Annotated in this window: 24 protein-coding genes and 1 riboswitch; of the genes, 14 read left to right on the forward strand and 10 right to left on the reverse strand. The window is 63.0% G+C overall.

Going from position 1 to position 23,842, the window contains the following annotated elements:
* Positions 1-45 precede the first annotated feature (45 nt).
* Genes ygiD through HNQ60_RS12340 form a run of 3 tightly spaced genes read left to right on the forward strand, consistent with a single transcriptional unit; the run spans position 46 to position 3,175 of the window.
* On the forward strand, positions 46-822 hold the full coding sequence (ygiD, locus tag HNQ60_RS12330; RefSeq protein ID WP_221304168.1) for a 4,5-DOPA-extradiol-dioxygenase: 777 nt from the start codon (positions 46-48) through the stop codon (positions 820-822).
* Positions 823-833: 11 nt separating this feature from the next.
* Positions 834-1,667 carry an MBL fold metallo-hydrolase gene (locus tag HNQ60_RS12335; RefSeq protein WP_184332185.1) on the forward strand — a complete coding sequence of 278 codons (834 nt, stop codon included), beginning with the start codon at positions 834-836 and terminating at the stop codon, positions 1,665-1,667.
* A complete protein-coding gene (locus HNQ60_RS12340) occupies positions 1,664-3,175 on the forward strand; it encodes an ATP-binding cassette domain-containing protein (protein ID WP_184332187.1) in 1,512 nt (503 codons plus the stop codon). Before HNQ60_RS12335 ends, HNQ60_RS12340 begins: the two co-directional genes overlap by 4 nt.
* Here the strand turns inward: HNQ60_RS12340 and HNQ60_RS12345 are convergent.
* The gene (locus tag HNQ60_RS12345) at positions 3,165-4,070 is read right to left on the reverse strand and encodes a PhzF family phenazine biosynthesis isomerase (RefSeq protein WP_184332188.1); all 906 of its coding nucleotides are present in this window, start codon (positions 4,068-4,070) and stop codon (positions 3,165-3,167) included. The genes HNQ60_RS12340 and HNQ60_RS12345 overlap by 11 nt on opposite strands.
* 139 nt (positions 4,071-4,209) lie before the next feature.
* Positions 4,210-4,345, forward strand: a riboswitch (TPP riboswitch).
* A gap of 70 nt (positions 4,346-4,415) precedes the next feature.
* Between HNQ60_RS12345 and HNQ60_RS12350 the strand changes: the two genes are divergently transcribed.
* From HNQ60_RS12350 to HNQ60_RS12370, 5 genes are read left to right on the forward strand one after another with little or no spacing between them, the layout of a single operon-like run.
* Entirely contained in the window at positions 4,416-6,530 is a 2,115-nt protein-coding gene (locus tag HNQ60_RS12350) for a TonB-dependent receptor (protein ID WP_221304169.1), read from the forward strand.
* A 19-nt stretch (positions 6,531-6,549) separates the two neighbouring features.
* The gene (locus HNQ60_RS12355) at positions 6,550-6,795 is read left to right on the forward strand and encodes a YkoF family thiamine/hydroxymethylpyrimidine-binding protein (RefSeq protein ID WP_184332192.1); all 246 of its coding nucleotides are present in this window, start codon (positions 6,550-6,552) and stop codon (positions 6,793-6,795) included.
* A gap of 4 nt (positions 6,796-6,799) precedes the next feature.
* The gene (gene pnuC / locus HNQ60_RS12360) at positions 6,800-7,429 is read left to right on the forward strand and encodes a nicotinamide riboside transporter PnuC (protein ID WP_184332194.1); all 630 of its coding nucleotides are present in this window, start codon (positions 6,800-6,802) and stop codon (positions 7,427-7,429) included.
* Positions 7,416-8,204: a choline/ethanolamine kinase family protein gene (locus HNQ60_RS12365; protein ID WP_184332196.1), complete on the forward strand. Its 789-nt coding sequence runs from the start codon at positions 7,416-7,418 to the stop codon at positions 8,202-8,204. Before pnuC ends, HNQ60_RS12365 begins: the two co-directional genes overlap by 14 nt.
* Before the next feature lie 3 nt (positions 8,205-8,207).
* Complete coding sequence (locus HNQ60_RS12370) at positions 8,208-8,525, forward strand: 2Fe-2S iron-sulfur cluster-binding protein (protein ID WP_184332198.1); 318 nt, start codon at positions 8,208-8,210, stop codon at positions 8,523-8,525.
* 98 nt (positions 8,526-8,623) lie between these two features.
* Here HNQ60_RS12370 and HNQ60_RS12375 read toward each other — a convergent pair whose 3' ends face one another.
* Positions 8,624-9,085 carry an Lrp/AsnC family transcriptional regulator gene (locus HNQ60_RS12375; RefSeq protein ID WP_184332200.1) on the reverse strand — a complete coding sequence of 154 codons (462 nt, stop codon included), beginning with the start codon at positions 9,083-9,085 and terminating at the stop codon, positions 8,624-8,626.
* 137 nt (positions 9,086-9,222) lie between these two features.
* Here HNQ60_RS12375 and ald point away from each other — a divergent pair, with 137 nt between their 5' ends.
* Positions 9,223-10,347 carry an alanine dehydrogenase gene (gene ald / locus HNQ60_RS12380; protein WP_184332202.1) on the forward strand — a complete coding sequence of 375 codons (1,125 nt, stop codon included), beginning with the start codon at positions 9,223-9,225 and terminating at the stop codon, positions 10,345-10,347.
* A 79-nt stretch (positions 10,348-10,426) separates the two neighbouring features.
* On the forward strand, positions 10,427-11,038 hold the full coding sequence (locus HNQ60_RS12385; RefSeq protein WP_184332204.1) for a rhomboid family intramembrane serine protease: 612 nt from the start codon (positions 10,427-10,429) through the stop codon (positions 11,036-11,038).
* Between the two features lie 12 nt (positions 11,039-11,050).
* Here the strand turns inward: HNQ60_RS12385 and HNQ60_RS12390 are convergent, their stop codons facing one another.
* The 3 genes from HNQ60_RS12390 to HNQ60_RS12400 form a co-directional block, all read right to left on the reverse strand.
* Positions 11,051-12,928, reverse strand: a complete 1,878-nt coding sequence (locus HNQ60_RS12390; protein WP_184332206.1) for an MFS transporter — start codon at positions 12,926-12,928, stop codon at positions 11,051-11,053.
* Positions 12,925-13,497, reverse strand: coding sequence for a hypothetical protein (locus tag HNQ60_RS12395; protein WP_184332208.1), 573 nt, complete (start codon positions 13,495-13,497; stop codon positions 12,925-12,927). Before HNQ60_RS12395 ends, HNQ60_RS12390 begins: the two co-directional genes overlap by 4 nt.
* 93 nt (positions 13,498-13,590) lie before the next feature.
* Positions 13,591-14,445, reverse strand: a complete 855-nt coding sequence (locus HNQ60_RS12400; RefSeq protein ID WP_184332210.1) for a hypothetical protein — start codon at positions 14,443-14,445, stop codon at positions 13,591-13,593.
* A gap of 176 nt (positions 14,446-14,621) precedes the next feature.
* Here HNQ60_RS12400 and HNQ60_RS12405 point away from each other — a divergent pair, with 176 nt between their 5' ends.
* Positions 14,622-16,157 (forward strand): hypothetical protein, encoded by a 1,536-nt coding sequence (locus HNQ60_RS12405; protein WP_184332212.1) that lies wholly within the window; start codon positions 14,622-14,624, stop codon positions 16,155-16,157.
* Between the two features lie 4 nt (positions 16,158-16,161).
* Here HNQ60_RS12405 and HNQ60_RS12410 read toward each other — a convergent pair whose 3' ends face one another.
* Genes HNQ60_RS12410 through HNQ60_RS12420 form a run of 3 tightly spaced genes read right to left on the reverse strand, consistent with a single transcriptional unit; the run spans position 16,162 to position 20,198 of the window.
* On the reverse strand, positions 16,162-18,168 hold the full coding sequence (locus tag HNQ60_RS12410) for an amidohydrolase family protein (RefSeq protein ID WP_184332214.1): 2,007 nt from the start codon (positions 18,166-18,168) through the stop codon (positions 16,162-16,164).
* Positions 18,169-18,210: 42 nt separating this feature from the next.
* Entirely contained in the window at positions 18,211-19,137 is a 927-nt protein-coding gene (rocF, locus tag HNQ60_RS12415) for an arginase (RefSeq protein WP_184332216.1), read from the reverse strand.
* Entirely contained in the window at positions 19,137-20,198 is a 1,062-nt protein-coding gene (locus HNQ60_RS12420; protein WP_184332218.1) for an ornithine cyclodeaminase, read from the reverse strand. Before HNQ60_RS12420 ends, rocF begins: the two co-directional genes overlap by 1 nt.
* Before the next feature lie 171 nt (positions 20,199-20,369).
* Between HNQ60_RS12420 and HNQ60_RS12425 the strand changes: the two genes are divergently transcribed.
* Both HNQ60_RS12425 and HNQ60_RS12430 read left to right on the forward strand, forming a co-directional pair.
* The gene (locus HNQ60_RS12425) at positions 20,370-20,789 is read left to right on the forward strand and encodes an Lrp/AsnC family transcriptional regulator (protein ID WP_184332220.1); all 420 of its coding nucleotides are present in this window, start codon (positions 20,370-20,372) and stop codon (positions 20,787-20,789) included.
* 36 nt (positions 20,790-20,825) lie between these two features.
* Positions 20,826-21,236, forward strand: a complete 411-nt coding sequence (locus tag HNQ60_RS12430; RefSeq protein WP_221304170.1) for a DUF1801 domain-containing protein — start codon at positions 20,826-20,828, stop codon at positions 21,234-21,236.
* A gap of 6 nt (positions 21,237-21,242) precedes the next feature.
* Here the strand turns inward: HNQ60_RS12430 and HNQ60_RS12435 are convergent, their stop codons facing one another.
* Positions 21,243-21,638, reverse strand: a complete 396-nt coding sequence (locus tag HNQ60_RS12435; RefSeq protein WP_184332223.1) for a rhodanese-like domain-containing protein — start codon at positions 21,636-21,638, stop codon at positions 21,243-21,245.
* Positions 21,639-21,737: 99 nt separating this feature from the next.
* Between HNQ60_RS12435 and ftrA the strand changes: the two genes are divergently transcribed.
* Positions 21,738-22,772, forward strand: a complete 1,035-nt coding sequence (gene ftrA / locus HNQ60_RS12440; protein ID WP_184332225.1) for a transcriptional regulator FtrA — start codon at positions 21,738-21,740, stop codon at positions 22,770-22,772.
* Here the strand turns inward: ftrA and HNQ60_RS12445 are convergent.
* Positions 22,699-23,817, reverse strand: coding sequence for a 5-methyltetrahydropteroyltriglutamate--homocysteine S-methyltransferase (locus tag HNQ60_RS12445; RefSeq protein ID WP_184332227.1), 1,119 nt, complete (start codon positions 23,815-23,817; stop codon positions 22,699-22,701). The two genes, ftrA and HNQ60_RS12445, sit on opposite strands and share 74 nt — an antisense overlap.
* Between the last annotated feature and the right edge of the window lie 25 nt (positions 23,818-23,842).

The following is a 23,842-nucleotide window of genomic DNA, read 5'->3' on the forward strand; positions in this document are numbered from 1 at the left end:
TCAGGTCCCATTTATCGAGGGGATCCTGCTTGGTACAAAGTCACCATGACTTCCCGAATGCCCACGGTGTTCATCGGGCACGGCAGCCCCATGAATGCGGTCGAACTCAACACGCATACCAGCGCGTGGCGTGCTCTGGGTGAATCATTGCCGAAACCCAAAGCGATCCTCGCGATTTCGGCGCACTGGTACGCGAACGGCACTGCGGTGACTGCAATGACGCAGCCGCGCACCATTCATGATTTCTACGGCTTCCCATCCGAGCTGTTCGCGCAACGCTATGCCGCCCCAGGAAGTCCGGCGCTGGCGTCGCGTGTCCAGGAATTGCTGGGGCCAGTGCCGGTGGCAGCGGATCAGCAGTGGGGCCTCGATCACGGCACCTGGTCTGTCCTGACTCACGTCTATCCCCAGGCGGATATTCCCGTCGTCCAGTTGAGCATCGACGCGACCCTGTCGAACGCCGCTCACTACGAGCTCGGTGCGCAGCTCGCTGCATTGCGTGACGAAGGCGTGCTCATCTTCGGCAGCGGCAATGTCGTGCACAACCTGCGGCGGATTCAGTGGAATCCGTCCGCGGCTGGATGGCCGTGGGCGACGACGTTCAATGACGGAATCCGGGAGGCGCTGGCCCGTGGCGACCACCAGTTCGCAATCGACTACGAGCAACTCGGTGAGGACGCCCGACTGGCAGTACCGACACCAGAGCACTACCTGCCGCTGCTCTACGTTCTGGGCGCCGGCGGCGCGCAAAGCGAAGTTTCTTTCCCGACCGATGGCATTGAGCTCGGCTCTATCAGTATGCTCACCGTCCTTTGTTCGTGACGGTGTGAGTTATGGTTTCGCTCGTGTCGGGGCAGCTCGACGTGATCGCCCCCGGGGTTCGCAGGCTCGTCGCCAATAACCCGAGCTTCATGACCGGGCCGGGCACCAACACCTATCTGCTCGGGCGAGAGCGCTTCCTGGTCGTCGATCCGGGCCCCGCGGATCGAGCTCACATCGAAAGAATCCTCGCTGAAACCGGACGCAGCATTGCAGCCGTTCTGGTCACGCATACGCATCGCGATCATTCGCCGGGCGCGATGGCGCTTGCCGAGGCGACGGGCGCCGAACTGCTCGGTCGCTCGCCGCCCGATGACGGCCGGCAGGACACCACGTTCACGCCGACACGCACGCTCGACGATGGCGCCGAGATCGACGTCGATGGCCTTCGCGTCCGTGCGATGCACACGCCGGGTCACGCGTCGAACCACCTTTGTTTCCTGCTCGACGAAACCGGCCTGCTGTTCACCGGCGATCATCTGATGCAGGGCTCGACGGTCGTGATCGCTCCGCCGGATGGCGACATGGGCCAGTACCTGCGATCGCTGCGTCGCTTGCAGCGCGAGCCGGTGACGCGGCTTGCGCCCGGTCACGGATCGACGATCGAAGATGCACAGGCCGAGATCGCACGCATCATCGCGCATCGACTGGCGCGAGAAGCAAAGGTCTATAGTCGATTGTCCGATGCGCCTCGCTCATCGATCGATACGCTCGTCGCGAACGTGTACGACGACGTCGATCCTCGGCTGCACCAGCTCGCTAGCTCTTCTCTGCTCGCGCATCTGCTGAAGCTGGAAGAAGACGGCCGCGTGAGAAGGGAAGGCGATACCTGGACGGCCGGGGCATGAAGCGCCGCCGGCGCGGCGGCTCGCGGATTGCAAAGAATGATTCCCTGCCGCTGATCGAGCTGCGTCAGTGTTCGCTGGTGCTCGACGATCACGTCGTCCTCGACGATGTGAGCTTCGCGCTACGGCGCGGTGAGCGCTGGGCGTTGCTCGGGCCGAATGGCTCGGGCAAGTCGATGCTGCTCAAGATGCTTCGCGGCGATATCTGGCCGACGCCGACCGGCGCAGAGGAACGCATCTATCGTCTCGGCGGTGAGACGAGTCGCCAGCCTGCCGGGATGAAGGAACACATTGCGTACGTAGGGCCTGAGCGGCAGGACAAGTACGTTCGGTACGACTGGAATCTCACCGTCACGCAAGTCGTGACCACCGGGCTTTTCGACGAAGACATTCCGCTCACGCGGCCGACGGCCAGTCAGCGCGGCAAAGTGGATCGCGTTCTGCGGCGCTTCGGTGTGTGGGGCCTGCGCAATCGACACATTCTTTCGCTGTCGTACGGGCAGCGCCGTCTCACGCTCGTTGCGCGTGCGTTCGCGTCGCCGGCGCGCGTGCTGCTGCTCGATGAAGTCTTCAACGGACTCGACGTTCGAGCGAAGAAAAAGCTGCGTCGTGCGCTCGAACAGCCCCGCGATGGCCATGACTGGGTCATTACCTCGCATCGCCCGGAAGAGTTGCCGAAGAACGTGACGCATCTGGCGCGAATTGCGGGCGGCAAGATCGTCTCGACTGGAGCGACGAAGCATCACTCGCAGAGGCCATCCTCGCCGGCGACACGCAGAAGCGCCGGAAGGCGAGCGGCGTCTGCGAAGGTGCGGCCCGACCGCGAAGGGCCGTGGCTCGTCCGCATCCGCAATGCGAAGCTTTTTCGCGACTACCGCCCGGTCATCCGCGATCTGAACTGGACGTTGCACCGCGGCGAGAACTGGGCAGTGCTCGGCGCGAACGGTTCGGGCAAGTCGACGCTGCTGAACCTGATCTACGGCGACTTGCATCCCGCGCTAGGCGGCACGATCGAACGCGATCGCATGCCGCGAGGCACGCGCATCGAACAATGGAAGCAGCGGGTGGGTTGGGTGTCGCCGGAACTGCAGGCGAATTACTTCGCGGCGAGGTCGATCGAGGAAATCGTCATTTCGGGGCGCTATTCCAGCATCGGCCTGAACGAGGCTGCGACACGCGCCGATCATGCCGCTGCCTCACGATGGCTGAAGTACTTCGGCATCGAACGATTGCGTTCGCGCGGCCCGCGCCAGGTTTCCTACGGACAGATGCGGCTGGCTTTGTTTGCGCGCGCGATGATCGGCGAGCCGGAGATGTTGCTCCTCGATGAACCGTGCACGGGGTTGGACGGCGACGTTCGTGAGCACGTGCTCGAACTGATCCAGCGTGTCGCGGAGTCAGGAACGCAGATCGTCATGGCCGTGCACGATGCGAATGACATCGTGCCGGCCGTGAATCATGTGCTGAAGATCGGCAAAGGCGGGAAGACGGAGCAATCGCTCAGACTTTGACTTCCGCCTCGTAAACGATCACCGCATCGCCCGTGATGCGCACGCTCTGAGCCACCTTGCCTGACGATTCGACTTCCACGTCGACGACGCCTGGCCGGCGCACCCACTGTCCCTGCTGACCGCGGAAAACGACGTTGCCGTTCTTCGGCTGCAGCAGGCCGTGATTGACGAGATACACGCCGAGCATGCCGTGCGCATTGCCGCTGACCGGATCTTCGGGAATGCCGAGCGCCGGGCAGAACATGCGCGATTCCGTGCCGTCGCCTTCCGAAGTCGGGCTGAGCGCGAACACGAAATACCCCTCGGCGCCGACATGCGGTGTGAGGCGCGTGAGCTCTTCGAAGTCGGGTTTCAGCGAGTCGAGCAGTTCGGGTGAACGCAATCCGATCAGCAGCCGCGACGTGCCCTTGGTGAGGATCTGCAGCGGGCAGTCGTTGTGCAGGCTGGGGCTCGAGATGCCGAGCGCATCGAGAACCTGGCGTCGATGATGGTCGGGGATCACCGGACCGAGGGACGGCGGGCTCTGGCCGATCGACACGCGCAAGTCACCCTGGATTTCCGCGACCTCCACTTCGACCACGCCGGCGCCGGTGCGCTGGCGCAGCTTGCCGGTCGGTTTGCCGTCGACTTTTGCACGCACGTATTGCGCCGCGATCGTCACATGGCCGACGAACGAAGCCGGATGACGCGGCGTGAAGTAGCGGACCTGCATGTCGTGATCGCTGCTCTCCGCTTCGAGCACGAAGCCGGTTTCGCAATTCACCTCCGTGGCGATGGTCTGCATCTCCTCTTCGGACAGGTGATCCGCGTCGAGCACGACGATCGCGGGATTGCCGCAGAAGCGCTGACGCGTGAATGCGTCGACATGGAACAGCCGACAGCGACGATTCGACATAGGAACCTGGAGCCTCAGATAAGAACGAAAAGGATGGTGTCCCCCTTCGGGCGTTATGGCGGAACTTACAAAGAAGAGCAAGCGGGAAGGGCATTCTGGCGGGGCGCGCTATCAATGGCTGCGATGCGCGGCTATACTCGCGGCCGCCTTGGGGTGGCCCTGACTTGGGCCTGAGATGCCGAACGCGACGTGTCATTGGGATGGTCGCTCATCGGTGGACCCGTTGAACCTGATCCGGTTAATACCGGCGTAGGGAGCAGGTCATGCGATGCATTTCTTTTTGCATCGCGCTCGTTTCTCACTGCTCCCCTCGCCTTGGCCGGATCTTCGCTTCAGGAGAACCGGATGATGCGTGCGCGTATGTTGGGAATGGCGGTGTCGTTGGTGCTGGCTGCGAATGCATTCGCTGCCGCGGATGACGTGCTGGAAGAGGTCGTCGTGACCTCGACGCTGCGCAAGCAGGCGCTGGTGGAGGTGCCGGTCAGCATCACGGTGCTCGATCAGCAGCAACTGCGCGATGCGGGCCAACAGCACTTCGAAGACGTTCTGACGTCGGTGCCGAACCTGCATTGGGCCGGCGGGACATCGCGGCCCCGCTACTTCCAGTTGCGTGGAATCGGCGAGCGCGAGCAGTACGAGGGCGCGCCCAATCCTTCCGTCGGCTTCCTGATCGATGGCATCGATTTCAGCGGCATCGGCATGCCGGCGACATTGTTCGATGTCGATCGCATCGAGGTGCTGCGCGGTCCGCAAGGCATGCTCTATGGCGCCAACGCTCTCGCAGGTCTCATCGTCGTGCGCAGCGCCGATCCGCAGTCCGAGTTTGGCTTCAGCACCGAAGCGTCGATGGGCGACTACAACAGCGAATCGCTCGGCGCAGTGGCGACCGGACCGGCCGATGCATTGGACTCATCCTGGCGCGTCGGCGTGCAGCGCTATCGCAGCGACGGGTTCCGTTCCGATCCTTACCTCGGGCGCGATGACACGAACGGTCGCGACGAGCTCACCGCACGGGCCAAGTGGCGCTGGCAGCCTTCCGAAACGACGACCGTCGATCTCACATGGCTGCATGCGGACATCGATAACGGCTACGATGCCTGGTCGATCGACAACTCGCGCCGCTCGCTCGCTGACCGCCCAGGCAAGGATGCGCAGAAGGCCGATGGCGGTTCGCTGCGGGTCGAAACTTCAGCGGGTTCGCTCGGCTCGCTGACGATGATCGCCGCGCTGTCCGACTCGGATGGCGAATACAGCTTCGATGGCGACTGGGGCAACGCGGACAGTTGGGCGCCTTTCACCTACGACTATTTCTATGAAGCGCTGAGCTCGCGGCGCGCGCGCAGTTTCGAAGTGCGCCTCGCGTCGCCGGAGTCGGCAGGGATCGAATGGCTCGTCGGAGCGTACACGCTGGATCTGGACGAGCGCATCGACGAGATCAGCGTCGGCGAATACATCGATCCCTTTACGCCGGAATACTCGGGCTCGTCCGACGATTCGCTGGCGAGCCGGTACGACGCGCGCAACGTCGCGATGTTCGGCCAGATCGAAGGCGCGTTCGACGAGCGCTGGGGCTGGTCGTTCGGCTTGCGTGCCGAAGAGCGCGATGCCCACTACCGCGACAATGGATTGCAGGGCGGCGACGTCCGGGAAACCGATGCTCGCGAGACCGATCGCATGTGGGGCGGGCAGGCGACAGTGCACTTCGATCCGCAGCAGAACACGCGTTTGTTTGCGACGCTGTCGCGAGGCTACAAGGCCGGCGGCTTCAATCTTGGTCGCGCCGCAACGATTCAGGAGCGGTTCGAGCCCGAGTACCTGTGGAGCATCGATGTCGGCGCCAAGGGCGAGTGGTTCGAGCGACGCCTCTACGCGGATATCACCGCCTTCTATATGAAGCGGGAAGACATGCAGGTCGCAACCGGCTTCCAGCTCGATCCGATCGGCGATCCGAACAGCTACCTGTTCTTCACGGACAACGCCTCCGGCGGACGAAACACGGGTCTCGAGGCGAGTGTGCGCTGGCATGCGACACGGCAGATCGAGCTCGGCGGCTCGCTCGGTCTGCTTTACACGCGCTACAGCGGTTTCCGGCCCGAAGGCGAAGATGTCAGCGATCGCGATCAGGCTCACGCGCCTGAGTATCAGCTGGGCCTGAACGCAACGTGGCGCTCGCCGCTGGGCTGGATGGCGCGTGTCGATTTCGCCGCGATCGACGACTACTACTTCGACGTGCCGCCCAACAACCAGCGCGCGGATGCTTACTCGCTCACTCACTTGAAGGCCGGCTACGAGTCAGAAACCTGGGCCGTCTATCTCTGGAGTCGCAACGTGTTCGACGAGGACTACGCCGTCCGTGGCTTCTACTTCGGCAACGAGCCGCCGAACTTCGAGGACAAGCGATACATCCAGCTCGGCGACCCGCGTCAGGTCGGCCTGACCGTGAAGTGGTCCCTTCAGTAGCCCTCTTCGGAGTTCGTTCATGCGCACCGCAATCGAAATCAGTCTCTATCCGCTCGATGCCGACTACATCCCGCCCATCAAGGCGTTCATCGATCGTCTCAACACCTATCCGGAGCTGCAGGTGACGACGAATGCGATGAGCACGCAGATCGCCGGCGAGCACGCGCGTCTGTTTGAAATTCTCGGCAAAGAAACGGCGACGACGTTCGCGGAGGCGGGGCGCAAGGTGTTTGTGATGAAGGTACTGGGAGGCGGAGCGGGGTAGCTCAATGTCCGACCTCCTCGCCCAATTCGCCGCCACGAGCCGCTGGGAGCTCTTCGGCGCCGCCGTCGGCCTCGCGTATCTGCTTCTGGCGGTTCGGCGCAATCTGCTGTGCTGGCTCTGCGCCTTTGTAAGCACCGCCGTCTATCTCGTCATCTTCGCGAAGGCCTCGCTGTACATGCAGTCGGTGCTGCAGGTGTTTTATCTCGTCATGGCGGTGGTCGGCTTCGTCGAGTGGCGGCGAGGGCGCAGCGACCAGGGCGAAGTCCTGATTCGGGAATGGACCTGGCGGCACCATCTCCTCGCTGCCGTGCTGGTTGTGATTGCCACGCTGGTGAACGGGTGGCTCCTCGCGAAAACCGATGCCGCGGCACCTTATGTCGACTCGTTCGTGACGTGGGGCAGCGTCGTTACGACGTGGATGGTGGCGCGACGGGTCATCGAGAACTGGCTCTACTGGATCGTCGTTGACGGCGTCGCGGCGTGGCTGTATTTCTCCCAGGGTCTGTTGTGGACGACTGTCCTGTTCATCATTTACCTGGGAATCGTGATCCGCGGTTATTTCGCCTGGCGTCGCGAACTTCTCGTTCAACGAGCCGCGGAGAGCACCGTGCCAGTCCATCATGTCGCAAGCTGAAGCGACCGCCGCCCTTGCCAGTATCGATGCGAGCCGGATCGAGAGCGTTCAACGCATCAAGCATGGGTTGACCAACGAGAGCTGGCTGATTCGCACCGTGGCCGGTTCGTACGTCGTCCGGCTCAGCAACACCTCGGAAGAATCGCTGCAGATCAATCGTGCGAGCGAGGCCCGCATTCTTGAAGCTGTCGCGGCAGCGGGCATCGGGCCGGAAGTCGTTCGATGCGACCCATCTGCTCATCTGCTCATCACCCGCTACGCCGGCAAGACATGGGAGCCTGCGCAGGCCTTCGAGCCCCAGAACATCGATCGCATCGCGGACCTGCTATGGCGCCTGCATTCGCTGCGGCCGCCTGACGATATTCATGTCGTCGACCTGCATTCCGTTGTGCGCGGTTATCTGCGAACGCTCGATGAGCGGGGCGCCGCCGTCACCGCCGGTACGAAGGAGCTTCGCGAGAGGGCGCTGCAGATCGCAGCGACATTGCAGTCCGACGCAAATACGTCCCTATGCCACAACGACGTTCACGCGCTCAATATCCTCGACGGAGGTACGCTGCGGCTGATCGATTGGGAGTACGCCGGACTCGGCCAACGGCTGTTCGATCTCGCTTCGATCTGCGTCTATCATGCATATCGCCGCGAACAGCGCGAACGGCTGCTGCGACGCTATGCAGTCCGTTACGAGGACGATCTCTGGAACCGACTCGAGCTGTGCTGTTGGCTGTTCGATTACGTTCGCGATCTGTGGACCGCCGTCAGAGAGTTGCAATAGCCCATGCCCAGCATTCACGTCACCGATATCTACGGCGAGGAACACACGGTCGAAGCTCCCGCGGGCAGCAAGCTCATGGAGGTGCTGCGGGAATACGAGTTCGGCGTAGCAGCAAGCTGCGGCGGCTTCTGCTCCTGCGCGACATGCCATGTCTACGTCGATCCCGCCTGGATCGGCAAGCTCGCTGAGATGCAGTACGACGAACGCGAACTCGTCTCGATCCTCTCGACGTACAAACAAGGCGCGTCCCGTTTGTCCTGCCAGGTCCCGTTCACCGAGGACCTCGACGGCATCAAGGTAACCGTCGCTCCGGAAGAATGAGATCACTGTCATTCCCGCGAAAGCGGGAATCCATGCCTTTCGAGCCTTCAGATGGATCCCCGCGTTCGCGGGGATGACGGAGCGCTAACCGCCCTCCGTCACCGGATCGGCAGCTCCTTCGACTTCTGCACCGTCCGCAACGCAAAGCTCGAATGGATTCGCGCGACTGCCGGCAGTCGGGTGAGATGCTTGCTGTGCACTCGCTCGAAGTCGGCGGTGTCCGCGACGACGACGCGCACGGTGTAATCGTAGTCGCCCGTCATCAGGTAGCACTCCATCACTTCGGGAATCTTGCGCACGGCCTCTTCGAACTTGCGCAGATCGACTTCGTCCTGGCGGTCGAGCGTTATATTCACGAACACATTCACCGGGCAGCCCGCGCGCTGCTGATTGATGCGTGCCGTGTAGCCTTCGATGAGGCCGGATTCTTCCAGTGCGCGAATCCGCCGCAGGCACGCCGACTCCGAAAGGTTCACCCGCTCCGCAAGCAGGCTGTTCGTGATGCGGCCATCGAGTTGCAGCGCCTGCAGGATGGCGCGATCGAAGCGGTCGAGGCTCATACGCAAGAATCCTTCACTTTCCGGTCGATTGATCGAAGATTCTGCCACAAAACCTCGGGTTTGAACTGAATTGTGCAAGTTTCCCCCGCGCTGCGGCTTTTACTGTGGTGGCACTCATCGTCACCCCGAGGATCCGCATGCGTATCGGCGTTCCCAAAGAGATCAAGAATCATGAATACCGCGTGGGTCTCGTCCCGGCCGGCGTGCGCGAGCTGGTCGAAGCAGGGCACGAAGTTCTGATTCAGAGCACGGCGGGTGCCGGTATCGATGTGACTGACGCTGCTTATCAGGCAGCGGGTGCGAAGATCGTGGCGACTGCCGCTGATGTCTTCGCTGCGGCGGACCTGGTCGTGAAAGTGAAAGAGCCGCAGCTCGCCGAGTGCAAGATGCTGCGTCGTGGACAGACGCTGTTTACGTATCTCCACCTCGCCGCGGATTCGGCGCAGGCGAAAGCGTTGATGGCTTCGGGCGCGACTGCGATCGCGTACGAAACGGTGACCTCAGCTGATGGTTCGCTGCCGCTGCTCACGCCCATGAGCGAAGTCGCAGGCCGCATGTCCGTGCAGGTCGGTGCTGCATCGTTGCAGAAGGCGAATGGCGGATTGGGTGTATTGCTCGGCGGTGTGCCCGGCGTCGCACCCGCAAAGATCGTGATTCTCGGCGGCGGCGTTTCCGGTACCTGCTCCGCGGAGATCGCGGTCGGCATGCGCGCCGATGTGACGATCGTCGACAAGTCGCTCAAGCGTCTGCGTCAGCTCGATGCGATCTTTGGCGGCAAGCTGAAGACAGTTGCTTCGACCGCCGAAGCGATCGAGTCGCTGGTCACCCAGGCAGATCTCGTTGTCGGTGCAGTGCTCGTCGCTGGCGCTGCTGCTCCGAAGCTCGTGACCCGCGCGATGGTCGGCAAGATGAAGAAGGGCGCGGTCATGGTCGATATTTCGATCGACCAGGGCGGTTGCTTCGAGACGAGCCGTCCGACCACGCACGCCGAACCGACTTTCGTGGAAGAAGGTGTCGTGCACTACTGCGTTACGAATATGCCGGGCGCGGTGCCGCGCACGTCGACGTTCGCTCTGACCAACGCGACGTTGCCGTACGTGAAGGCTCTCGCAGCTCATGGTACGCAGAAGGCGCTGGCACTCGATCCGCACCTGCTCAATGGTCTCAATGTGTTCGAAGGCACGATCACGCACGAAGCAGTTGCGCGCGATCTCGGCCTGCCGTATCGCCCGTATCACGTGTCGCAGGCACACGCGGCATAGCGTTTTCTGTTCCCGCTGTTTCCTTGAAACCCCCATTGCCCGCTCCCCGAGCGGGCATTTTTTTGGGCATACTCCGGGGATGCCCGATCGCATTACGCCCGTCAATAAAGCGCTCATCCTCGTCAATATCGTCGTTTTCGGCCTGCAGTATCTGCTGGGCGCCGTGATCGAGATTCAGTTCGCGCTGTGGCCGCCTCAGGTCGAGCGATTGGGTGGTCCGCCATTCCAGGTTTGGCAGTTGCTGACGTATGGATTTCTCCATGGCAGCTTCATGCATCTTTTCTTCAACATGTTCGCGCTGTTCATGTTCGGCTCGGACATCGAGCGGATCTTCGGGCCGCGGCGATTCCTGATCTACTACCTCACCAGCGTCGTCGGCGCGGCGGCCATGCATCTGATCGTCGTGAGCTACGCAAATCTGCCGCCGGGTCCGGTCGTAGGCGCATCCGGCGGCGTGTTCGGCATCCTGCTCGCCTTCGGTATGGCGTTCCCGACGCGCAAGCTGATCCTGATCCCGATTCCCATCCCGATGCCCGCGTGGCTGTTCGTCACGCTCTACGGAATCATGGAACTGGTGCTCGGCGTCACGCAGACGTCGCAAGGTGTTGCGCACTTCGCCCACTTGGGCGGCATGGCGACGGGATTCGTGATGATCCGCTACTGGCAGGCGCAGAGCCGGCGCCGGCAGTAACCGGACAGGACTCTATTGCTCGGGCCCGCGCAGCGCGACGACTCGTGCGCGCATCAGATCGAGATCCGCGGTCGCAGGATCGAGTGGCTCACCCACACGCAAAGTGATCCTCGCCCAGACGCGCCTCGGCCAGCGATTCCACATCGGGCCGTACTTGCGGGAGAACATCGAGTTCCAGAGGCCGCTCAGCGCCATCGGAACGATGGGCACCGGCGTTTCTTTCAGGATGCGCATCATGCCGGGGCGGAACGGACCGATCTCGCCATCCGACGTGAGGCGGCCTTCCGGAAAGATGCAGACGAGATGTCCATCCCGTAGTTCACGCGCGACGAGCTCGAAGGCGCGTTCGTAAGTCTCAGGATCTTCCTTGGCGGGCGCCACGGGAATGGCCTTCATGCCCCGGAAGATCGTGCTGAGCACCGGGATCTTGAAGATCGAGCTTTCCATGATGAAGCGCACCGGCCGACGCGAAGCGGCCGAGATCACGATCGCATCCACGAAGCCCACGTGGTTGCAGATCAGAAGGGCAGGGCCGTCTTCCGGGATGTTCTTCAGCCCTTCGGTCTTCGATCGATACATGACGTTCACGAGCAGCCATGCCAGGAAGCGCAGCAGAAACTCGGGCACCAGGCTGTAGATATAGATCGCAACGAACGCATTGAGGATGCCGGTCGCCAGCAGCAGCTGCGGGATCGTCATGCCGGACTGCAGCGCGACCGCGCCGAATATCGCGGCGACCACCATGAAGGCGGCATTCAGAATGCTGTTGGCGCCGATGACGCGCGACAGGACTTCACGGCGCGAGCGCTGTTGCACGAGAGCATTGAGCGGCACGATGAAGAAGCCGCCGAACATGCCGATGAATCCGAGATCCATCAGCACGCGCCAGGTTCCCGGCTGCTGCAGAAAGGCGCTGGGTCCGAGCGGTTCCGCGCTCAGTGTGTTCGGCGTTGCGAAGTAGAGATCGACGGCGAACGCAGTGAGTCCGATCGAGCCGAAGGGAACGAGGCCGATTTCGACCTTGTGTCCGGAGAGCTTCTCGCACAGCAGCGATCCGATGCCGACTCCCGCGGAGAACACCACCAGCAGGACGGTGACGACTTCCTCGTTGCCGCCGAGGATGTCTTTCGAGAATACCGGCAACTGCGCGAGCACGAGTGCGCCGTAGAACCAGAACCATGAAATCCCGAGGATCGAGAGGAAGACGGTGCGCGATTCGCGGGCCGCATTGATGTTGTCCCAGGCGGAGGTCCACGGCCGCCAGTCGATTTTCATGTCGGGCGCGGCGGGCCTGAGCTTCGGAATGGCGAGGCTGAAGGCAAAGCCGGCGACGGCAATTGCGATCAGCGCAACGGAGATCGTTCCCGTGTGGCCGTGACTTGCCAGCACGCCGGCGAACAGCGTGCCCAACAGGATCGCAAGGAACGTTCCCATCTGGATCAGTGCATTGCCGCCGACGAGCTCCGTCTCGTGCAGCACTTCAGGGAGCAGGCCGTACTTGGCGGGCGCGAAAAACGTCGAGTGCGCGCCCATCATGAACAGCGCGGTGAGCAGGATGCCGATGTGCTGTTGCGCGAGGCCGAACGCGGCAACGGCCATGATGAGGATCTCGAACGCCTTCACCGCCTTGAGGATCGTCGTCTTGTCGTAGCGCGTCGCGAGCTGCCCGGCGATTCCCGAAAACAGTACGAATGGCAGGATGAACAGGCCGCCTGCCAGATTGGTGAGCAATTGCGGTTCGAGCGTGGTGTACGTCGCGGCCTGGTAGGTCGCCAGGATCAACAACACGTTCTTGTAGACGTTGTCGTTGAACGCGCCCATCGCCTGCGCTCCGAAGAACGGCAGGAAGCGGCGCTCCGCGAACAGTCGAAACTGGCTTTGCTGGCTCATGTCGTCTTCGGGCGCATCGCGACCCGGGCGTCCGGTGCAGTGAGCTCGCTGTCTCCCGCACTTCGGGCGATCGCGCACAGCAGACGAATCGCCGGGGAAGGCTCGCCACGCACGATCGACGTCGTCCATTTCAATCGATGATGCTCGAACGTCGCACGCAGCGCCTCCGCGGCGGTTCGCGGTGCGACCCGGCCGTTCTTCTTCTGATCGGACTTCATTGCGGCAACCGTCTGCGTGGCGGCAGCGGAAGCGCGCGCGAGCCAGTCCGCAGCTGAGTCGACCTCATGCTGCGAGCCACGCATCGATTTGCCGATGCTTGCCAGCGCATCGCGTTCCGGTTTCGAGGCCGAGCCTGACTGGGCGCTCTTCAGCCAGTCGCCGAGCGCCGTTGCATGTCGCTCGAACGCCTTCAGCGATTGCCGGACGGCGGCTCGCCGCGGACCCGCTTCCAGGTCATGTTCGCGTCGATACAGAGCAGAGATGTTGGCGATGTGTTCGACGAACTCGTCGCTGTCGCAGACTTCGCGCGCTACCTTCTCCAGCGCCTTGCTGGGTTTCCGTCGTTGCATGTTCTAAGGGGACATCCCGGCCCGGCATGATTGCCGTGCCGCATTGTAGCGTCCATTGCTGCCACGCCGCCGCTGGCGGGGGCGTACCGCCGCCTACTGCAACGCGCTCACCGGCCGCAGGCCGGAAGGCTTCGGATCCGCCTGGGGTTCGGCCGGCGGTTCGGTCTCGGTCGATTCCGGCGCGGCCGGAGCCGGATCGTCCTCGATTTTCGGCAGTTCCGTTGCGCCGTAGGTGACCCCCATCAGCGCTTCGACAGTGAGCTGCGGCGGGATGCGGGAGGTGCCGTCCCTGCTGCAGGAGATGTTCCTGCGGACGACCCGCACATCGAGCTTCGGCAGGATGCTGGAGGCCATCTGATCGACCAGCTCGCATTCGATGGCGTCGAGGCCGATCGTCTTGCGCGAGAGCGTCACGGACTCGCGTCGTGCATGGAACATAATGGGATCGTTCTGGCTCGCCGCGGGATCGCCGGTGACTCGTGAAATGAGGTCGCGGCGCGATTTGTCGCGTTGCATTTCCTCCATGATGTCCGGTGTCATCTCGACCGGCATCAGCACCTTCACGCGGACGTGCACCATCTGCTCGCGATTGCGCTGGTTGTTGAGATGTGACGACGAGGACGGCACGTTCCGCCAGGTGTTCGTCAGCGGATCCGGCGGGGCCATGAAGGGGTCGCAGTTGTCGACGCGAACCTGCATGTCATCGCGTCCGCCCACTGCGCGCAGGATCGAAATGACCCGCGCCTTCATGGCGTCGCAGGAATACATGGCAACGTTGCTGCGGTAGAAGAAGTCGGCTTCGCGCCACTTCCAGACAGCGGGCATGGGCTCTTCCTTCACCGTTTCCACGGCTTCGGGCTCCGTGGCGCCTGCCGCGGCGGCGATCAGCACGGCGACTACGGTTGCTGCATGTCGATGAATGCCCGACGACTTTGAATTCGCGTTCATGGCCCGTCTCCGCGCCGGACGTGGAAGGGTCCGGTGCTCTGGCTACTCTATGCCCGCCGATCCGGTAACGCGAGAGGGGGTGCGTCGTACCGATGGATTCTTGCGCCTGTTCGGACGGTCCGGTGTTCCCTTCTGTCCTCGCAAGATCTACGCTCGGCGTACAACCGGGGAATCCGATGACGCCTTTCGAGCGTTTCGACTCGCGAGTCAGACTGCGCGTGGCAGCGGCGGTGGCTTCCGTCGCGCTCCACCTCGGCCTCATCCTCTTTGTCGCATTCTCCGGCGGTCGTCATGAGGGGATCCACGAAAGCGACACACCTCTGACGCAGCTCGTATTCCTCGACGAACCGGTCGCCGGTCGCCGGGAAGGCAGTGAGACTGGTCCGATCGAAGCCCAGTTGCCCGCGCCTGTTCCCGAGCTGCCGCGGATAGAAGAGGACGTGCCGGGAACACCGCCGCCCGGCGAGTTGCCTGAGGAAGCGATTGCACAGGTAGAGCCGGATCCGGCAACCATGCCGGCGCCGATCGAGACCGTTGAAGAGCAGCCGGTGCCGCCGGTTCCCGACGACCAGCCATCCACGTTCGTCATGACGCCCGCCGAGCGATCGGCTCTCGAGCACCGCCTGGCGCGCCTGGCCCAGGACGCGGCAAAGAACCCGCAGTCGACGATCAAGTGGGAACAGAACGGGCGGCAGTTCAGCGCCGCTCTGATCATGCAGAAGGCGAGTGACGGCGTCGAATTCGATCGTGTCATCGCCGAAGTGAGCGCCGAGGATCAGGGCCGGCAACTGACGACCCACATCCGTCTCAAGCGCCTGTCCTTCTCGCATTTCACGCAGATGATCGATCGCTGGGACCCGTCGGTGCAGATGCACGACGACGAAATCATCGGCCGATTCCACGTCAACTCGAGCTTCAACCTGCTGTACGACCGGAGCAGTACGCCCCGATTCATGGGCAAGGTGACGACCGCATCCAAGGGCTTCAATGCGCAGGCGAACTCGCACCGCAGGGACAGTGAGGTTTTCAAAGGCGGCATTGAAACGAGTGCCGGTCGCATCGACCTGCCGGAAGAAGTCCAGCCGTTCGCCTGGGGATCGCGCAAGGACGATGCGGTAGTGCACGAGTGTCAGAACGACACGGAGATCCGCTTTTTCCCCGACGGCAGTTATTCGTGGCGTGATCGCGTGACAGGTGATCGTCAGTATCGCAACGAGCCCTCCGACCAGCCCGTTTACTTCATGGGCACCCAGAAGGCGGCGTTCTTCGTGCAGGGCGTCGTGCGCGGCAAGGTGCTGGTGTATTCGCCGCAGCGGATCACCATTGAAGGAAAGCTCGTGTATGCGCGCGATCCGCGGAAGGATCGCGATTCAACTGACTATCTCGGACTCGTCAGTCGCGGCGTCGTCGACATTGCCGGCCCGGGCGCGACGGGGCCCGGTGACCTGGATGTGCAGGCCGCTATCTTCGCCGGGCGGCGCTTTGTGGTGACGAACATCGATCAGCCGAGGACAGCGACGCTACGGATCTATGGCAGCCTCGCCGCCGGCAGCGTATCCGCGAGCGAGCCTCGCTACGGAATGAAGGTCGAATACGATCCTCGACTCGAGCGGCTGCGCCCACCCGGCTTCCCGTCGACGGATCGCTTCGCCGCTGAAGAATGGGACGGCGTGTGGAATGAGGCGCGGGACGGCGTGACGAGCACGCTCTAAGCTCTCAGGGCGCCACTCCCATCTGACCATACAGCGCCTTCGGGTCGTACAGATTCCCATCCTTGATCACGAGCGAAGTGTTGCGTACGTCGCTGATGTTGCGCGCCGGATCGCCATCGATGATCAGCAGGTCCGCCAGCTTGCCGGGTGCCACCGAGCCGAGTTGCGAGTCACGCTTCATGACTTTCGCCGAGCCCAGCGTTGCGATGCGCAGCGCATCGGGTGCGGGAATGCCCGCCTTCACGTAGAGCTCGAGTTCGCGATGAAGCGTGAATCCGGGCATCGCATCCGTGCCGGCGACGATCGGAATGCCCGCGTCGTAGAGGCGCTTCACCATGTGCAGGAGCGCGGCCGCTGAATCCTTGAAGCGCTGATCCTGTCCTTCCGGCACTGGCAATCCGCCTGTGATCAGGCCGCGACGGACCTGTGGCGGCAGACGGTCTGCAATCGTCGCGTAGCCCGCCGCGATCTTTCCCGGGCGATCAGTCAGCATGCCCTCGAAGATGGAGACCGTCGGATCGACGACGGTGTGATGTTCCTTGAGCAGCTTGATGAAGTCGCGGACCGGCGCCGAATCCAGGTCGAGCGTCGCAGCGCGTTCAGCGATCGTCGTGAAGCGGGCGGGCGTGCGCGTGTCCTTCACATCGTCGAAGAAGTTGAGGAAGACGAAGTTGATGTGCTGCAACTCGTCCGCGCCCGCTTCTACGAACTGTCTTGCCGTCATGTGTGCCGGAACGTGTCCGTTGACGCGCAATCCTTTCGCGTGTGCTTCGCGGATGAGTCCCGGGACGAGCTCGGGTTTGACGGAGCTGTAGACCTTGATGCCTTCGTAGCCCCACTTCGCATAGCTGTCGACGGCGGCCTTTGCCTCGGCTTGCGTTTCGATGAGCATCTTGGTCGGGCCGGCGAACGGGCCGCGGCCGTCGATGATGCCGACCATCATGATGCGCGGTCCAATCTCGTCGCCCGCATCGATGCCGCGACGAATGGCCTGCAATGCGTCGTTGTCGTTGGCGAGATCGCGCACCGAAGTCACGCCGGCAGCCAGATGCTGCATGCCTTCGTTCGGTCCGATGTGTACGTGCATGTCCCAGAGTCCGGGAATCACGGCCTTGCCGGCGGCATCGATGATCTCGGCATTCTTCGGCGGTTTGATCTGTGCGTCGGCACCGACGCTGAGGATGCGGTTGCCTTCGATGAGGATCGTGGTGTTCGGCGTCGACTTGCCGGACACCGAATCGAACAGGTTCGCGTGAGTGATGGCGACCGGCCGTCCCGGCTTGCGCGTGAGCTTGTGTGCGAGGTCGCGCGTGCGGCGCGCATCGACTTCATCCTGCAGCTTCAGCAGCGCCGATGCGCTCGATTCCCACCCTTCCTGGATCACCGAAAGCCAGCTGCTGACGGCGGCGAAGAACTTGCCGTCGTCCTCGAGCCAGAGCGAGTACGGGCTGAATCCCAGTCCGTCGATTTCGTATGCGACGACGTGCCGCGATCGGTCGCCCACCTTCACCGTCGTCTCGCCGGTCTTGCGGACGGACGCACGGCCGGCGGGGAGGAGTGCCAATGAGTTTCCTTCCGCGCGGCGCAACGCGTTGGCGAGCAACGCCAGTTCCTCAGGCATGGATTGCAAGCTCACGTAGAACGCCGGAGCCGGGAGCTTTCGCTCTTCCTTCTCGGCGCCGTTGTCCCAGCGTGCGACTGCGTTTGCGACGGAGAACTTCTCGCTGACCGGCGCCTTCAGGTAGTCATTGCCGGCGGTTTCGATGGAAACCGGAAGGCCGGCCGCATCGAGACGGATGGTGGAGGTGAGCTTCGGGCCGCGACCGCGATCGTTGAACTCGTACGCGTATTTGCGGGTGCCGTCGGCGGCGGTCGTCGTCGTCTGGAAGCCTGCGTTGTTGCCTGCGATCACGACGGTGTACTTCGTCGTTTCCTGTGCGCTGGCGATGTTGCAGGTCAAGAACAGGGCGGCAAGCGCGACCGCGAAGGGTCGGCAAAGAATGCGGTGCATGGGCTACCTCACGGATCGACTGCAGTCGCGGAGAGTAGCAGGCTACCGCGGCGGTGCGTGCTTCCTCATCAGAGTGCTCTTGCCGAAGAGCGATTCGATCAGGTCGACCGCGAGGACGGCGGTGCGGTTGCGCACGTCGAGGGCCGGGTTCAGTTCCATGACGTCCAGCGAGCCCATGCGGCCCGTGTCGGCGATCATTTCCATGCAGAGCTGCGCCTCGCGATACGTCGGCCCGCCGGGGATGGTCGTGCCGACGCCCGGTGCGATTTCAGGGTCCAGGAAGTCGACGTCGAAACTCACGTGCAGATGGGTCCGATCGTCCAGCCCTTCGAGCGCCATCTCCATCGTCTGGCGCACGCCGACTTCGTCGATGAAGCGCATGTCGAAGACTTCCAGGCCCTGCTCATGCACGAAGCGCTTCTCGCCGGCATCGACGCTGCGGATGCCGATCTGCCGGATCCATTGCGGCTGAATGGCTGGAACAGCGCCGCCAATCCTCGTCAGCTCCGAAGGACCGAAGCCACATAGACAGGCGACGGGCATGCCGTGAATGTTGCCGCTCGGAGAAAGCTCACTGGTGTTGAAGTCCGCGTGCGCATCGAGCCAGAGGATTCGAAGCGAGCGACCTGTGTCACGGCAGTGGCGCGCGACTGCGCTGATCGAGCCGATGCCAAGCGAATGATCGCCTCCGAGCAGGATCGGCAGTCTTTCGTGTCGCAGCTCGGCGTACATCGCGTCATGGACGCGCTGATTCCACTCGACCACTTCGCGCAGGTGCCGATAGCCGCTCGATGGCGTCTGCCAGGGATTCGCCGGGCCGGCGAGATTGCCACGATCGACGACATCGAGACCACGCTGGGCAAGCGCCTGATGCAGGCCGGCGACGCGCATCGCCTCGGGTCCCATCGAGGCGCCGCGATCCGATGCGCCGACGTCTGTAGGTGCGCCGATCAGGCTCACTGCTCGCATTACGCTGCAACCTCAGCGCGCTGGCTGGAAGCGTGGGCCATCGATCCGAAAAGATCTTTCGGATCGGCGAGTGTCGGCACGAGGTCGAGTTGTGCAGCCGCGCCGCGCTGTTCGCGATGCAAACGATGCAGATAGCGCATCGCGGAGAAGTCCTCGAGCGCGAAGCCGACGGAGTCGAACAGCGTCACTTCACGATCGCTCATGCGGCCTCGCGCCTTACCGGTGACGATGTCGCTGAACTCGATGACCGGGAACGCCGGCTCGAGCTGCTGGATTTCACCTTCGATACGCGACTGGGGTTCGTATTCGACGACGATGCGGATGTCGGGCCGCCGCAGGATGTCGGCGTGCAGTTCTGTCTTGCCCGGGCAATCGCCGCCGACTGCATTGAGGTGAACGCCCGGTTCGATCATGTCCGGCGTGAGGATCGTCGCGTTGCACTTGTCCGCCGTCGCGGTCGTGATGATGTCGGCGCCACGCACGGCGTCGCGGGTCGACTGGCAGGCGACGACCTTCAATCCATGGAGGTCCATGTCGGCGAGATTGCGCTGCAGTTTCGCGGTCGCATGAGGATCGGTATCGAACAACCGCAGTTCACGGATGCCGAGCAGATGATGAAAGGCCAATGCCTGGAACTCGCTTTGCGCGCCGTTGCCGATGAGCGCCATGACGCGGCTGTCGCGATACGCCATCCACCGTGCCGCGAGTGCGGACATCGCGGCGGTTCGAAGTGCCGTGGTGTAAGTCAGTTCAGCGAGAAGGAGCGGGTAGCCGGTTGCGACATCGGCCAGGACCCCGAAGGCGGTGACGGTCAGCAGACCCTCAGCCGTGTTCTTGGGGTGGCCGTTCACATACTTGAACGCGTAGAGCCGACCATCGCTGGCGGGCATCAGTTCGATCACCCCGACGGACGAGTGCGTCGCGTGTCGCGGTGATTTCTCGAATTCAGGCCAGCGCCGGTAGTCGTCCTCGATCTCCGTCGCCAGCTCTTCAATGAAGCGGGCCGACCCGCGCCGATGAACGAGCTCGCGAACGCGCTCGATGCCGATGTAATCGACCATGGTTTCCGCCCCCAATCGCCATGCCCCCTGGAGTCGAGAGTGTTTAGCCCGGGGAAGGCAGAGTGAAGCCAGAAGACTGATCAGAAAGCGCGGTTACCTGAACAAAGTGCCAGGTCCGGCTGGCACTTTGGCTAGAATGAGGGCCGGCCAGCTGCCGAAATGAGGCTTCCGATGGACTCCGTCGACCGCCAGCTCATCAGTCTCCTGCGCGATGACGCGCGAACCCCGGTCGCCACTCTGGCCAAGCAACTAGGGGTCGCCAGGGGCACCGTCCAGAACCGGCTCGCCAAACTAGAGGCGGAAGGCATCATCGTCGGCTATACAGTTCGTCTCCGCCCGCAGGTCGAACAGCACCACATCCGGGCGTTCATGACGGTGGCGGTGGAGGGGAACCGGACGGAGGTCGTGCTGCGCGGATTGCGAGGCAATCCGAACGTCGTTGCGCTCCACACGACGAATGGTCGCTGGGACCTCGTTGCCGAACTGCGCACCGACAACCTGGAAGAATTCGATCGCGTGCTGCGCCAGATCGGCCTGATGGAAGGCATCGCGAGTACCGAGACCAGCTTGCTCCTGTCGACTCAGAAATAGCGACGGGGACCACTACGGGGAGGCTCGATGGCGGAAATGAAGACACAGCCGACGGGCGCGAGCGTCAACAAGTTCATCGCGGCTGTCGACAACGAACAGCGACGCAAGGATGCGAAAGTCGTCGTGAAGCTGATGCAGGAAGCGACGGGCGAGAAGGCGAAGATGTGGGGGCCGTCGATCGTCGGCTTCGGTCTTTCGAAACTCACTTACGCGGATGGTCGCGAAACGCAGTTCCTGCTCATAGGCTTCTCGCCGCGGAAGACCGATCTCGTGCTGTACATCGGCGCGCCGAAGTTCAGAACGCTGTTGAAGGGGCTCGGCAGGTTCAAGACAGGCAAGTCGTGCCTGTACATCAAGAAGCTCGAAGATGTCGATATCGATGTGCTGAAGGAGCTCATCGAGGCGGCGGTCGAGTCGCAGGCGAAGATGCGCGTTCGCGCGAGCTGATCTGCCTCAACCGCCCTTCGCCAGCTCAAACCCCTCATCGACCCACCCGGTCACGCCACCAATCATCAGCTTCACCGGTCGCCCGAGTCGCGCGAGCCGGACTGCGCCACGATGCGCGCCGTTGCAATGCGGGCCGGCGCAGTAGACGACGAAGACCGTTTCCGCCGGATACTTGTTCATCGTCGACTCGATGATCTTCCCGTGCGGCAGGTTGATCGCGCCGGGCACGTGGCCTTGTGCATAGAGCGTCGGACTGCGCACATCGAGGAGGACGAAGTCTGCGCGGCCGTTCGTCGTCGCGTCGTGGACGTCCCAGCAATCGGTTTCGAACCGGAAGGCCGACTCGAAATGGGCGAGTGCACTGGCGCTGTCCGCGGGGGCGATCTGGGTAACCGGGCTCATGGCGGCGAATCCTTGAAATGAGGGAACTGACGCGCATTTTCCGGGTTCGCATGCTTCCTGGCCCCTGGCGCGATCGTCATCCTGCGGTAATATCGCGCCATGAAGTCCCAAAACGCCAAACCGCACCTGGTTGTGGCGGTCGCCTACGATCGCTTGTGTACCTTCGAGTTCGGCTGCGTGGTCGAGCTGTTCGCGCTGCAGCGACCGGAACTGGGAGTGCAGTGGTACGACTTCGCGGTCTGCTCGGCGGAGCGAGGAAAGCTGAGGGCCGCAGGCGGCGTAACTGTTGCCGCGCCGCATTCGCTGCGAATCCTCGATCGCGCGGACACGATCGTCATTCCCGGCTGGCGCGACGCGGATGAACCACCGCCTCCCGCGTTGACGCGCAAGATCCGGGAAGCGTACGAGCGAGGTGCCCGGATCTGTTCGATCTGCTCAGGCGTGTTCGTGCTCGCGGCTGCCGGCATTCTGGACGGCAAAACAGTCACGACGCATTGGCGGTATTCGCAACGATTGGGAGAGCGGTTTCCAACGGTCAACGTGCAGCCGAATGCACTCTATGTGGATCAGGGGCAGGTAGTGACGTCAGCGGGCTCGGCTGCCGGTCTCGATATGCTCATTCACCTCGTGCGCCGCGACTACGGGCCGAAGGTTGCGAATCAGGTCGCGCAGCGACTGGTGATTCCGCCGCATCGCGATGGGGATCAAGCGCAGTACGTGCCTCGTCCCGTCGTCGAGGAAGACGCCAGCAGGCTCGCGCGATTGCTCGACTGGCTGCGCGCGCATCTCGATTCGCAACACTCGATCACGTCCCTGTCGAAGCGGGCGAGCATGAGCCCGCGAACACTGCTGCGACGATTTCAGGAATCGACGGGTCTTGCGCCGGGCGAATGGCTGGTGCGCGAGCGGGTCGCGCTCGCGCGGGAGATGCTGGAATCGGGCAAGGTGCCGATCGGGCGGATTTCGGAGCGGGCCGGATTCGGTTCGCAGGAATCGTTCCGGCGGCATTTCCGGCTGCGGGTGGGAGTGTCGCCCGCGGATTATCAAAGGAGGTTCAGCGCTAGGTCGTCCCCCAAACATCCCGCGCCACCTTCACAATCAACTCCATCTTCCGCTTCTGATCGTCTTCGGTGAGCGGATGCCCGGAGCCGGGCACTGAGCTGAAGCCGCACTGTGGCGAGAGTCCGAGCTGATCGATCGGGATGTGTTTCGCCGCATCGTCGATGCGGCGCTTCAGGTCGTCAGCGGATTCGAGCGTCGGGATCTTCGAGCTCACCAGTCCCAGCACGACGCGCTTTGACGGAGGAACGAAACGCAGCGGCCGGAAGTCGCCTGCGCGGTCCGTATCGAACTCGAGCAGGAAGGCATCGACGTTCAGTTCACCGAACACTTTCTCCGCGATCGCCTCGTAGCCGCCCTCGGCCATCCAGGCACCTTTCAGATTGCCGCGACACATATGGGTCGCCTTGGCCATGCCAGGTGGGCACGCAGAGAGCACTTCGTTGACCAGCTTCACGTACCGCGCCGTGAGTTGATCGGGATCTTCACCGCGCTGGCGAACGTCCGCACGCACGTGCTCATCGCAGTTGCAGGGCAGGGCGGTGTTGTCGAGCTGCAGGTACTCGCAGCCGATCGCTACCAGGTCGCGAATCTCGTCGTGATAGATCCGCACCAGATCCGCGTAGTAGGTCTCGGTATCCGGGTACGCCGCCGTATCGAAGCTCTGCGGACCCAGGAAGAAATGCATCACGTCGGGCGAAGGGATCGTCGTCTTGGCGATGCCGCTTTTCACCGTGCTTCTCAGGAAGCGGAACTCATCGGTCGCGATCCCGTGCTTGCGGCGCAATCGCTCCTTTGCATAAGGAGAGGGCAGGACGCCTTTCTCGCCCCGTTCGTCGCGAAAGCCGAGCGTGCCGTCACGCATGCCGAAACCTTGTACGGCATCGATGAAACCGGCCGACCATCCGCGCCGCCGGAACTCGCCGTCCGTAACACTGCTCATCCCGACGGATTCCTGCAGCGCGACCAGATCACGGATGCATTCGTCCTGCGTCTGATGCAACTGGTCGGGCGTGGTCGAGCCGCTCTTCAGGCCGCGGGCCGCCTGCAGGAGGCGCTCCGGCCGAAGAAAACTGCCGACGTGTTCGGCCCGGAAGGTCGGGCGTGTTCGGTTCGTCACGTGATCCCCCATCGCAAAGATTGCA

Source organism: Povalibacter uvarum (assembly GCF_014202975.1).
GTDB classification, from domain to species: domain Bacteria; phylum Pseudomonadota; class Gammaproteobacteria; order Steroidobacterales; family Steroidobacteraceae; genus Steroidobacter; species Steroidobacter uvarum.